Here is a 12524-nt window from a genome sequence, read left to right as displayed (position 1 = left end):
TCTACACCCCTCAGCTGACCGGGCCGCCGAAGGCCTCGATACGGTCACCGTCAGCCAGCTTCACGATCGCCCGCTTGGTCGCCTTGCGCTGACCGAAGCCGGTCTTGGTGCGCTTGCGCTTGCCCTGGCGGTTGAGCGTGTTGACCGTCAGGACGCGGACGTCGAAGATCTGCTGGATAGCGATCTTGATCTCGGTCTTGTTCGCGTCCGGGTGCACCAGGAAGGTGTACCAGTTCCGGTTCAGCTCGCTGTAGCTCTTCTCCGAGACGACCGGCGCCACAATGATGTCGCGCGGGTCGGCGATCGTGCTCACTTGCCACCCTCCTCGGTGGTCTCGGCGGGCACGCCCAGGAACTCGTCCAGGGCGTCCTTGGTGAAGACCACGTCGTCGGCCACCAGCACGTCGTACGTGTTCAGCTGGCCGGACTCGATCAGGTGCACCCGCGGCTCGTTGCGCAGCGACACCCAGTTCAGCTCGTCGGTGCTGCTCAGCACGACGAGAACCCGACGGGCCTCGGTGAGCGTGGTCAACGTGGCCAGTGCGGCCTTGGTCGACGGCTTCTCGCCCGAGACGAACGCCTCGACGACGTGCACCTGCCCGGCGCGGGCCCGGTCCGAGAGGGCACCGCGGAGTGCGGCGGCCTTCATCTTCTTCGGGGTCCGCTGGCTGTAGTCGCGCGGCACGGGACCGTGCACCACGCCACCGCCGGCGAACTGCGGCGCGCGGATCGAGCCCTGCCGGGCGCGACCGGTGCCCTTCTGCTTGTACGGCTTCTTGCCGCCACCGGCGACCTCGCCGCGGGTCTTGGTCTTGTGCGTGCCCTGTCGGGCCGCCGCGAGCTGGGCCACCACGACCTGGTGCATCAGCGCGACGTTGGCCTGCACGTCGAAGATGTCAGCCGGCAGCTCGACGGAGCCGCTGGTGCTGCCTTCGACGGTGCGCACGTCAACGGTGGTCACTTGGCCGCACCGCCCTTCTTCACCTTGCTCTTGGCCGCGGTACGGACCAGAACCAGCGCGCCCTTGGGACCAGGAATGGCACCCCGGACGAGCAGCAGGTTGTTCTCGGTGTCGACCGCCTGGACGGTGAGGTTCTGCACGGTGTAGCGCACGCCACCCATGCGGCCGGCCATCCGGGTGCCCTTGAAGACACGACCCGGAGTGGCGCAGGCGCCGATGGAGCCCGGCGAGCGGTGCTTGCGCTCGACGCCGTGACCGGCACCCAGGCCGTGGAAGCCGTGCCGCTTCATCGGGCCGGCGTAGCCCTTGCCCTTGGTCTTGCCGGTGACGTCGATCGTGACGCCTGCCGGGAACTCCTCGACCGTGACCTCCTGGCCCAGCGAGTATTCCCCGGCGTCCGTGGTGCGCAGCTCGACGATGTGCCGGCGCGGCGCCACGTCCGCCTTCGCGTAGTGCCCGCTGATCGGCTTCTTGACCTTGCGCGGGTCGATCGTGCCGTACGCCAGCTGGACCGCGGAGTAACCGTCCTTCTCGGCGCTACGAACCTGGCTGATGACGCACGGGCCGGCCTCGACCACGGTCACGGGAACAACCTTGTTGTTGTCCCAGACCTGGGTCATGCCGAGCTTGGCGCCCAGGATCCCCTTGACTTGCCTGTCCATTTGTCCGGTCCCTACAGCTTGATCTCGATGTCGACGCCAGCCGGCAGGTCGAGGCGCATGAGCGAGTCGACCGTCTTCGGGGTCGGGTCGATGATGTCGATCAGCCGCTTGTGCGTGCGCATCTCGAAGTGCTCGCGCGAGTCCTTGTACTTGTGCGGCGAGCGGATAACGCAGAAACGGTTGATCTCCGTGGGCAGCGGCACCGGGCCCGCGACCTGCGCCCCGGTGCGCGTCACCGTCTCGACGATCTTCCGAGCCGAGGAGTCGACGACCTCGTGGTCATAGGCCTTGAGCCGGATGCGGATCTTCTGTCCCGCCATGGTGGCTTCTGTTCCTTCTCTCGATGCCGCTGTGTTGCGGGCGCCTGTACCGGCTGGCACAGGCCCACTTCGCCGACCCCCGCGGTCGGGCGTGTCGCGCCCTCGGGCCGGGCTCCGCCCCGTGGTTCCGGAGTGGTGCTGACCGCGCGGTGGGTCAAGGCGCCGATCGCATTACCGCGACCTGAACGCCGTGCGAGGGTGGTTGGCGACTGGGCCGCCAACCACCCCACGCTCGACTGTCTCGCCACCCGGAGGTTCAGCGAAAGCCGAACACAGGCGACGAACTGTCGTTACGCAACCTGACTAGTATGCCGCACGACCGGCGGCGGGTCTAATCGGGGTTACCTAGCTCACTTGATGATCTTGGTGACGAACCCGGCGCCGACGGTGCGGCCACCCTCGCGGATCGCGAACTTGAGGTTCTCCTCCATGGCGATGGGCTGGATCAGCTTCACCGACATGGTGGTGTTGTCGCCCGGCATGACCATCTCGGTGCCCTCGGGGAGGGTGACGACACCGGTGACGTCCGTGGTCCGGAAGTAGAACTGCGGACGGTAGTTCTGGAAGAACGGGGTGTGCCGGCCGCCCTCCTCCTTGGAGAGGATGTAGACCGTCGCCTCGAACTCCGTGTGCGGGGTCGTGGTGCCCGGCTTGACGACCACCATGCCGCGCTCGACGTCCTCGCGCTTGATGCCACGCAGCAGCAGACCGACGTTCTCGCCCGCGCGGGCCTCGTCGAGCAGCTTGCGGAACATCTCGATGCCGGTGCAGACCGTCTTCTGCGACTTCTCGCGGATACCGACGATCTCCACCTCCTCGTTCGGCTTGAGGATGCCGCGCTCGGCGCGACCCGTGACGACGGTGCCACGACCGGTGATCGTGAAGACGTCCTCGATCGGCATGAGGAACGGCCGCTCGGTCTCACGCTCCGGCTGCGGGATCGCGGTGTCGACCGCGGTCATCAGGTCCAGGAGCTTGCCGGTCCACTCGGGGTCACCCTCGAGGGCCTTCAGCGCCGAAACCCGGACGACCGGCAGGTCGTCACCCGGGTACTCCTGCGAGGAGAGCAGCTCACGGACCTCGAGCTCGACGAGCTCCAGGAGCTCCTCGTCGTCGACCATGTCGCTCTTGTTGAGCGCCACGACGATGTACGGCACGCCAACCTGACGCGCGAGCAGCACGTGCTCACGGGTCTGCGGCATCGGGCCGTCGGTCGCCGCGACCACCAGGATCGCGCCGTCCATCTGCGCGGCACCGGTGATCATGTTCTTGATGTAGTCCGCGTGGCCGGGGCAGTCGACGTGCGCGTAGTGCCGCGCCTCGGTCTGGTACTCGACGTGCGCGATCGAGATCGTGATGCCGCGGGCCTTCTCCTCCGGCGCCTTGTCGATCTCGTCGAACGGCGTGTACGGGTTCAGGTCCGGGAACTGGTCGTGCAGGACCTTGGTGATGGCCGCCGTCAGCGTCGTCTTACCGTGGTCGATGTGACCAATGGTGCCGATGTTGACGTGCGGCTTAGTCCGCTCGAACTTAGCCTTCGCCACTGGTGTCCTCCTGTGGACTTCTTGGTTCGTACGCCCGGCGCGCCGGTCGGCGCTTAGGACTCTGTCGACAGCCTTTCCGGCCTGGCGGCCGGAGAGCTTTTGTGGGTTCTGCGGCGATGAAGCCTACAGGCCCGGTCTCACGCGATCCGATCGTGGTGGCCGCGGGCGGGTGAAACCACCCGCGACCGACCACGAATCACCTGCTCGGGGAAGTTACTCGCCCGTTGCCTTCGCGATGATCTCCTTCGCGACGCTCTGCGGAACCTCGGCGTAGGAGTCGAACTGCATGCTGTAGCTAGCCCGGCCCTGGGTCTTCGACCGCAGGTCGCCGACGTAGCCGAACATCTCCGACAACGGCACCAGAGCCCTCACGATGCGGGCGCCGCTGCGCTCCTCCATCGCCTGGATGATGCCGCGGCGGGAGTTGAGGTCGCCGATGACGTCACCCATGTTCTCCTCAGGAGTGGTGACCTCAACGGCCATCATCGGCTCGAGCAGTGCGGGGTCGGCCTTGCGGGCCGCGTCCTTCATCACCATCGAGCCGGCGATCTTGAATGCCATTTCCGACGAGTCGACCTCGTGGTACTGGCCGTCCAGCAGGGTCAGCTTCACGCCGACCAGCGGGAAGCCCGCCAGGATGCCGTACTGCAGCGCGTCCTGCGCACCGGCGTCCACCGAGGGGATGAACTCCCGGGGGATGCGGCCGCCGCTGACGGCGTTGGCGAACTCGTAGGTCGGCGAGTCGTTGTCCAGCGGAAGCGGCTCGACGCTCACGATGACGCGGGCGTACTGGCCGGAACCACCGGTCTGCTTCTTGTGGGTGTACTCGACCTTGTCCACCTTGCGGCGGATGGTCTCGCGGTACGCCACCTGCGGCTTGCCGACGTTGGCCTCGACGTTGAACTCGCGGCGCATCCGGTCGACCAGGATGTCCAGGTGCAGCTCACCCATGCCGGAGATGACCGTCTGACCGGTCTCCTCGTCCAGCTGGACGCGGAAGGTCGGGTCCTCCTCGGCCAGGCGCTGGATGGCGGTGCCCAGCTTCTCCTGGTCGGACTTGGTCTTCGGCTCGATCGCCACCGAGATGACCGGCTCCGGGAAGGTCATCGACTCCAGGATGACCGGGTTCGCCGGGTCGGAGAGCGTGTCGCCGGTGGTGGTCTGCTTGAGACCCTGCACGGCGATGATGTCGCCGGCCTGCGCCGACGGACGCTCTTCCCGCTTGTTGGCGTGCATCTGGTAGATCTTGCCGATGCGCTCCTTGCGGTCCTTGGTGGAGTTGACCACCTGGGAACCGGAATCGAGCGTGCCGGAGTAGACCCGCACGTAGGTGAGCTTGCCCAGGTGCTTGTCCGTCTGGATCTTGAAGGCCAGGCCGGAGAAGGGCTCCGAGTTGGACGGCTTACGCAGCAGCGGGGTCTCGCCGTCGGTGGCCGTACCCTCGATCGCCGGAACGTCCAGCGGCGACGGCAGGAAGTCGACCACGGCGTCGAGCATGGGCTGGACGCCCTTGTTCTTGAACGCCGAGCCGCAGAGCACCGGGTTGGCCTTGCCGGCGATGGTGGCACGCCGGATGGCGGCCTTGATCTCCTCGACGGAGACCTCTTCGCCCTCCAGGTACTTCTCCATCACCGAGTCGTCGACGTCGGCGAGGGTCTCCATCAGCTTCTCGCGCCACTCGGCAGCGGAGTCGGCCAGGTCGGCCGGGATCTCCTCAACCGCGTAGTCCTCACCCTTCTGAGTCTCCCCACGCCAGGTGAGGGCGCGCATGCCGATCAGGTCGACGACACCGATGTGGTCGCCCTCGAGCCCGATCGGGATCTGGAGCACCAGCGGGGTGGCGTTCAGCCGGTCGATCATCATCTGCACGCAGCGGAAGAAGTCGGCGCCGGTCCGGTCGAGCTTGTTGACGAAGCACATGCGCGGGACGTTGTACTTGTCGGCCTGCCGCCAGACGTTCTCCGTCTGCGGCTCCACGCCGGCGACACCGTCGTAAACCGCGACCGCACCATCCAGGACACGCAGCGACCGCTCGACCTCGACCGTGAAGTCGACGTGACCAGGCGTGTCGATGATCTGGATCGTGTGGCCCTTCCACTCACACTTGGTAGCAGCGGAGGTGATGGTGATACCACGCTCCTGCTCCTGCTCCATCCAGTCCATGACGGCAGCGCCCTCGTGGACCTCACCGATCTTGTACGTGATGCCGGTGTAGAACAGGATTCGCTCGGTGGTCGTGGTCTTACCGGCATCGATGTGCGCCATGATGCCGATGTTGCGTACCTTGGCGAGCGCGTCTGCGGCGGCCACTTCAATCCCTACTTATCGTCGTCTCGACTCAACTGGTGGCGGTTCCGGCGCCCGGAGGCGCCGGAACCAGGGTGTTACCAGCGGTAGTGCGCGAAGGCCTTGTTCGACTCGGCCATCTTGTGCGTGTCCTCGCGCCGCTTGACGGCGGCACCGAGGCCGTTGCTCGCGTCCAGCAGCTCGTTCATCAGCCGCTCGACCATGGTCTTCTCGCGCCGGGCGCGGGAGTAGGTGACCAGCCAGCGCAGGCCCAGGGTGGTCGCCCGGGTGGGGCGGACCTCGACCGGAACCTGGTAGGTGGCGCCACCGACACGACGGCTGCGCACCTCGAGGGTCGGCTTGACGTTGTCCATCGCCCGCTTGAGGGTGACGACCGGGTCGGTGCCGGACTTCTCGCGGCAGCCCTCGAGGGCCGCGTACACGATCGACTCGGCGAGCTGACGCTTGCCGCGCAGCAGGATCTTGTTCACCAGCTGGGTGACCAGCGGCGAGTTGTACACCGGGTCAGCGACCAGTGGCCGCCGCGGAGCGGGTCCCTTACGCGGCATGTCAGCTCTTCTCCTTCTTCGCGCCGTAACGGCTGCGCGCCTGCTTGCGGTTGCGGACACCCTGGGTGTCCAGCGAGCCGCGGACGATCTTGTAACGCACGCCGGGGAGGTCCTTCACCCGGCCGCCGCGAACGAGCACGATCGAGTGCTCCTGCAGGTTGTGACCGACGCCCGGGATGTAGGCGGTCACCTCGATCTGGCTGCTGAGCTTCACACGAGCGACCTTGCGCAGCGCCGAGTTCGGCTTCTTCGGGGTGGTGGTGTACACGCGGGTGCACACGCCGCGCCGCTGGGGGGACCCCTTGAGCGCCGGGGTCTTGGTCTTGGTCGTCTTGGCCTGACGGCCCTTTCGGACCAGCTGCTGGATGGTGGGCACCGGGTTTCTCCGCTCCCTTCGGCCGCTGTACGCGGCCGCGCCGTCTGCTCGTTAGCCGGCCTGATGACCGGCTCTCCTACATTCCGACCAGGGCCACCTTGCGGAGGCCCCGGCACCCGCGGTCGGGCGTGTCGCCCAGCTCACGGTCCCGGTGCGGACGCTTTCGCAGGCGTACCGGGTTTTCTGTCACCGGCACGCGGATCGCCCCGCCCCGGATCTCTGGCTTGTCGTGCCGCCGTCCGGACTCCGGATCCAGCGCACGCACGAGTTGCCCGGGCACGCCCGGGCACAAGGGGAAAGAGTACCTACCACAGCCGCCCAGGTCAAAACGGAATGGGTCGGCGACCGTCTCACACTCGCCGGCCGGATCTCGTCCCGCCTCGTCGCCCGCGATGGGCACCTACGGACACAAGTGTACCGGCTTCCCCGCCGGACCACCCGTCGCCCCCGGGCAGGCACCGCAGACCCGGCGCACGGCCTCACGTCAGGGTGATCAGCAACGCCAGACCCAGACCCAGCAGGCTGAGCACCGCACCCGCCGCGCCGCAGCTGATGCCCGCCACCGCCAGCCCTCGCCCGGTGAACCGTACCGCCGACGGCGCGGCCGGTCGGCCGATCTGCCGCCGACCGAGCAGACCGGTGACGATCGCCGCCACCCCCGCCAGCACCCCCAGCACGGTGAAGGCGCCGGAGGCCCAGACGCCGCCGTCGTCTGCGAAGGCCACCCCGAAGCAGATCACCAGGAGCGAGACCAGGATCGACGCGATGCCCGCCACCAGCGCCCCGGTCGCCAGTCCGGAGGTGACCGGCGGCACGTCCAGGTACACCACGCCGAACGGCGTGCCGGGCACCGCCTCCACCCGCTTCGGCGGCCGCCGCTGGTCGTCGGTGGGCGGCGGCACCGGTCGGGCGGGAGCCACGCCCCACCCGGGCGGCTGGCCCTGCGCCGGCTGGCCCCAACCCGCTGGCGCGCCGGGCCCCGATGGCGGCTGACCCCAGCCGGGCGGCACACCAACCCCCGCCGGCGGGTGCCCCCAACCCCCGGGCGCACCAGTCCCGGACAACGGCTGACCCCAGCCCGACGGCGCGGCAGGCCCCGACGGCTGACCCCAGCCCGTCGGCGCACCCGGGCCCGACGGCGGCTGACCCCAGGCGTGCGGCAGCGGCGCCCCGGAAGCGGGATGGGGCTGGCCGTGTCCGGGCGGATAGACCCCGCCCCACTCGGCCGTGGGCGGACCCCATCCGGGCGGGGGCGGCGCGCCCCAACCCGACGGCGGCGTACCCGGATCGGGGACGTCGGCGGGTGGGGCGGGCTGCCCGTCCGGATCGGGTTGGGCCCGGTCGTCCGGTCCGGAGGGGGCCGGGCTCGCGGCCGGCGCGTCAGGATGCCCCGCCGGCTCGTCCGCCGGGGGCCGCGCCGGTTCCGTCACGAGGTCCTCCTGTCGACAGGGCCGCCGTCGCCGCGCGGCGGACACCGGCCAGGCTACCGCCGGAAGCTGCGCCGTCCGCGCTGGGCGTGGCCGGTGAAACGGTCAGTCCATGTTCGCCGGGTAGTCGTGGCCGAACGGCGTGTCAGCCAGCCGGACCACCCCGATCACCACGGCGACGACCACGGTGACCGCGACCAGCGCCAGGCCGGTCCAGGCCAACCGCTCCCCCCGCCGCAGCCAGACGCCGCCGGTCAGGAAACCCCCCGAGGCGTACGCCTCCCGGCGGGCCTGCCGGGCCAGTTGCAGCGCCACCGTCGCCGGCACCACCCCGCCGATGAAGAGCCCGGTCAACATGCCGAGCAGCCCCAGCGCGAAGACCGCCCGCGCCTTCGTGGCACGGGCCGGGTCCGGATCCAGCGGGTGGCGCAGGCCCTGGGACGCGACGGACACCTGTCCGGGTGCGGTCGTCATGCCTCCATCATGCCCAACCCGGTCGACGGCCGGGTCGGTCCGGACACGACGAGGCCCCCGGCAGGTGCCGGGGGCCTCGTCGGTGTCGGTGCTTAGCGGTACGACCCGAAGTCGAAGTCGTCCAGCGGCACAGCCTGCCCGCTGGCCGGCCCGAACCCGTAGTCGGTCTCCGGGTAGCCGGTCATCGAGTAGACCTTGGCCTTGGCCTCCTCGGTCGGCTCGACCCGGACGTTGCGGTACTTGCTGATGCCCGTACCGGCCGGGATGAGCTTACCGATGATCACGTTCTCCTTGAGGCCGACCAGCGAGTCGCTGCGCGAGTTGATCGCAGCGTCGGTCAGCACCCGGGTGGTCTCCTGGAAGGAGGCCGCGGAGAGCCAGGAGTCGGTGGCCAGCGAGGCCTTGGTGATACCCATCAGCACCGGACGGCCGGCGGCGGGCTCGCCACCCTCCGACACGAGCCGGCGGTTCTCCGACTCGAACAGCGCCCGGTCGACCAGCACACCCGGCAGGAACTCGGTCGAGCCGGAGTCGATGACCGTCACCCGCTTGAGCATCTGGCGGATGATGATCTCGATGTGCTTGTCGTGGATGAGCACACCCTGCGAGCGGTAGACCTCCTGGACCTCACTGGTCAGGTGGACCTGGACCGCCCGCGGACCCATGATCCGCAGAAGCTCGTGCGGGTCGATGGTGCCCTCGGTCAGCTTCTCGCCGACCGCGACGTGACCGCCGTCGTGGGTCCGGAGCTTGACGCGCTTCGAGATCTTGTCGTAGACGATCTCTTCGCTGCCGTCGTCCGGCACCACGATGATCTTGCGCGAGCGCTCGCCGTCCTCGATCCGGATCCGGCCGGGGGTGTCGGCGATGGGCGCCTTACCCTTCGGGACCCGAGCCTCGAAGATTTCCTGAACACGCGGCAGACCCTGGGTGATGTCCTCACCCGCGACACCACCGGTGTGGAAGGTACGCATCGTCAGCTGCGTACCCGGCTCGCCGATGGACTGGGCGGCGATGATGCCGACAGCCTCACCGATGTCGACCGACTTGCCGGTCGGCAGCGAACGGCCGTAGCAGGCCGCGCAGACGCCCAGCTTCGACTCGCAGGTGAGCACGCTGCGCACCCGGACCGTCTCCACGCCAGCGGCGACGATCTTGTCGACCCCGATGGAGTTGATGTCCTGACCGCGCTCGGCCACCACGGTGCCGTCCGGCCCCTTGATGTCGTCGGCCAGGGTCCGGGCGTGCACGCTGGTCTCGGCGTGGGTGTGAATGACGAGCTTGCCGTCCAGCTTCTCGCCGATCTGCATCGGGATCGCCCGGTCGGTGCCGCAGTCCTCCTCGCGGATGATCACGTCCTGGGAGACGTCCACCAGACGACGGGTCAGGTAACCCGAGTCGGCGGTCCGCAGCGCGGTGTCGGCGAGACCCTTACGGGCACCGTGCGTGGAGATGAAGTACTCCAGCACGGACAGACCCTCCCGGTAGCTGGCCTTGATCGGCCGCGGGATGATCTCGCCCTTCGGGTTGGCCACCAGACCACGGATCGCCGCGATCTGCCGGAGCTGGAGCAGGTTACCGCGGGCACCCGAGTTGATCATCACCCACAGGGGGTTCTCCTGCGGCAGCGCGGTGTCCATCTCCTTGGCGACCTCGTTGGTCGCCTTGGTCCAGATCTCGATGAGCTCGCCGCGACGCTCCTCGGCGGTCATCAGACCACGCTGGTACTGCTTGTCGATCCGGTCGGCTTCCTTCTCGTACTTCGCCAGGATCTCCGCCTTGCGCGGCGGAGCGATGACGTCCTCCATGCCGATCGTCACGCCGGACCAGGTGGCCCAGTGGAAACCGGCCTCCTTGAGCCCGTCCAGGGTGGCGGCCAGCGCCACCTTGGGGAAGCGCTCGGCGAGGTCGTTGACGATCGCGGAGAGCTGACCCTTGCGGATCTCGTAGTTCACGAAGCGGTAGCCCTGCGGCAGCGTCTCGTTGAACAGCACCCGGCCCAGGGTGGTCTCCACGGTCAGCGGGTCACCCTCGACCCAGCCCTCCGGGGCGGTCCACGCCTCGGCGCCGGTGCCGTTGTCGACGCCGACCACGCCACGCAGGCGGATCTTCACCGGCGCCTGCAGGCCCAGCTCACCGTTGTCGAAGGCCATCTGCGCCTCGGCGTCCGAGCTGAACACCCGGCCCTCGCCCTTCTCACCGGGGGTGAGGTGGGTGAGGTAGTACAGACCGATGACCATGTCCTGCGTGGGCATGGTGACCGGCTTGCCGTCGGCCGGCTTGAGGATGTTGTTCGACGACAGCATCAGGATCCGCGCCTCGGCCTGGGCCTCGGCGGACAGCGGCACGTGCACCGCCATCTGGTCACCGTCGAAGTCGGCGTTGAACGCGGTGCAGACCAGCGGGTGGATCTGGATCGCCTTGCCCTCGACCAGCTGCGGCTCGAAGGCCTGGATGCCCAGACGGTGCAGGGTCGGCGCCCGGTTGAGCAGCACCGGGTGCTCGCCGATGACCTCTTCCAGCACGTCCCACACGACCGGGCGCTGACGCTCGACCATCCGCTTGGCGGACTTGATGTTCTGCGCGTGGTTGAGGTCCACCAGCCGCTTCATCACGAACGGCTTGAACAGCTCCAGCGCCATCTGCTTGGGCAGACCACACTGGTGCAGCTTGAGCTTCGGGCCGACCACGATGACCGAACGGCCCGAGTAGTCGACGCGCTTGCCCAGCAGGTTCTGGCGGAACCGGCCCTGCTTGCCCTTGAGCATGTCGGACAGCGACTTGAGCGGGCGGTTGCCCGGGCCGGTGACCGGCCGGCCGCGACGGCCATTGTCGAACAGCGCGTCGACGGCCTCCTGGAGCATCCGCTTCTCGTTGTTGACGATGATCTCGGGCGCGCCGAGGTCGATCAGCCGCTTGAGGCGGTTGTTCCGGTTGATCACACGCCGGTACAGGTCGTTGAGGTCCGAGGTCGCGAAGCGGCCACCGTCGAGCTGCACCATCGGGCGCAGGTCCGGCGGGATGACCGGGACGCAGTCCAGCACCATGCCGAGCGGCGAGTTACGGGTGTTCAGAAACGCCGCCACGACCTTGAGCCGCTTGAGCGCCCGGATCTTCCGCTGCCCCTTGCCGGACCGGATGGTCTCCCGCAGGCTCTCGGCCTCGGCGTCGAGGTCCATGTTCTGGACCAGCGCCTTGATCGCCTCCGCGCCCATCGAACCGGTGAAGTACTCACCGAAACGGTCGCGCAGCTCGCGGTAGAGCAGCTCGTCGGTGACCAGCTGCTTCGGCTCCAGCTTGCGGAAGGTGTCCAGCACCTCGTCCAGGCGGTCGATCTCGCGCTGGGCCCGGTCGCGGATCTGGCGCATCTCGCGCTCTCCGCCCTCCTTGACCTTGCGCCGGACGTCCGCCTTGGCACCCTCGGCCTCCAGCTCGGCCAGGTCGGCCTCGAGCTTGGCGGCCCGCTTCTCGATCTCCGAGTCGCGGCTGTTCTCGGACTGCCGCTTCTCGGCCAGGATCTCGTTCTCGATCGTCGAGAGGTCACGGTGACGCGACTCGGCGTCCACGCTCGTCACGACGTACGAGGCGAAGTAGATGATCTTCTCGAGGTCCTTGGGGGCGAGGTCCAGCAGGTAGCCCAGCCGACTCGGAACGCCCTTGAAGTACCAGATGTGGGTCACCGGAGCGGCGAGCTCGATGTGCCCCATCCGCTCACGACGGACCTTGGAGCGAGTCACCTCGACGCCGCAGCGCTCACAGATGATGCCCTTGAACCGGACGCGCTTGTACTTACCGCAGTAGCACTCCCAGTCCCGCTGCGGACCGAAGATCTTCTCGCAGAAGAGTCCGTCCTTCTCCGGCTTCAGGGTGCGGTAGTTGATCGTCTCAGGCTTCTTGACCTCGCCG

The 12524-nt window shown here is 68.4% G+C and carries 11 protein-coding genes; all 11 read right to left on the bottom strand.

What is annotated here, in order from left to right:
* Window positions 1-10 precede the first annotated feature (10 nt).
* Window positions 11-313 (bottom strand): 50S ribosomal protein L23, encoded by a 303-nt coding sequence (rplW, locus tag ABZU53_RS28415; protein WP_088998352.1) that lies wholly within the window; start codon window positions 311-313, stop codon window positions 11-13.
* Window positions 310-960 carry a 50S ribosomal protein L4 gene (gene rplD, locus ABZU53_RS28410; RefSeq protein WP_354858661.1) on the bottom strand — a complete coding sequence of 217 codons (651 nt, stop codon included), beginning with the start codon at window positions 958-960 and terminating at the stop codon, window positions 310-312. The genes rplW and rplD overlap by 4 nt, the downstream gene beginning before the upstream one ends.
* Entirely contained in the window at window positions 957-1622 is a 666-nt protein-coding gene (gene rplC, locus ABZU53_RS28405) for a 50S ribosomal protein L3 (protein ID WP_354823900.1), read from the bottom strand. The genes rplD and rplC overlap by 4 nt, the downstream gene beginning before the upstream one ends.
* A gap of 11 nt (window positions 1623-1633) precedes the next feature.
* The gene (gene rpsJ / locus ABZU53_RS28400; protein WP_007073037.1) at window positions 1634-1942 is read right to left on the bottom strand and encodes a 30S ribosomal protein S10; all 309 of its coding nucleotides are present in this window, start codon (window positions 1940-1942) and stop codon (window positions 1634-1636) included.
* Window positions 1943-2292: 350 nt separating this feature from the next.
* Window positions 2293-3486 (bottom strand): elongation factor Tu, encoded by a 1194-nt coding sequence (tuf, locus tag ABZU53_RS28395; protein ID WP_007465313.1) that lies wholly within the window; start codon window positions 3484-3486, stop codon window positions 2293-2295.
* A 213-nt stretch (window positions 3487-3699) separates the two neighbouring features.
* A complete protein-coding gene (fusA, locus tag ABZU53_RS28390) occupies window positions 3700-5796 on the bottom strand; it encodes an elongation factor G (protein ID WP_354858664.1) in 2097 nt (698 codons plus the stop codon).
* A 74-nt stretch (window positions 5797-5870) separates the two neighbouring features.
* Entirely contained in the window at window positions 5871-6341 is a 471-nt protein-coding gene (gene rpsG / locus ABZU53_RS28385; protein WP_007465317.1) for a 30S ribosomal protein S7, read from the bottom strand.
* A 1-nt stretch (window position 6342) separates the two neighbouring features.
* A complete protein-coding gene (rpsL, locus tag ABZU53_RS28380; RefSeq protein ID WP_007465318.1) occupies window positions 6343-6717 on the bottom strand; it encodes a 30S ribosomal protein S12 in 375 nt (124 codons plus the stop codon).
* Between the two features lie 479 nt (window positions 6718-7196).
* Entirely contained in the window at window positions 7197-7577 is a 381-nt protein-coding gene (locus ABZU53_RS28375) for a hypothetical protein (RefSeq protein WP_354858671.1), read from the bottom strand.
* Window positions 7578-8249: 672 nt separating this feature from the next.
* Complete coding sequence (locus ABZU53_RS28370) at window positions 8250-8618, bottom strand: hypothetical protein (protein ID WP_354858666.1); 369 nt, start codon at window positions 8616-8618, stop codon at window positions 8250-8252.
* Window positions 8619-8710: 92 nt separating this feature from the next.
* On the bottom strand, window positions 8711-12524 hold a 3814-nt coding region (locus ABZU53_RS28365), incomplete at its 5' end, for a DNA-directed RNA polymerase subunit beta' (RefSeq protein ID WP_355068548.1).

The organism is Micromonospora sp. NPDC005194 (assembly GCF_040608335.1).
Taxonomy (GTDB): domain Bacteria; phylum Actinomycetota; class Actinomycetes; order Mycobacteriales; family Micromonosporaceae; genus Micromonospora.
This window is presented reverse-complemented; position numbering and strand designations above follow the sequence as displayed.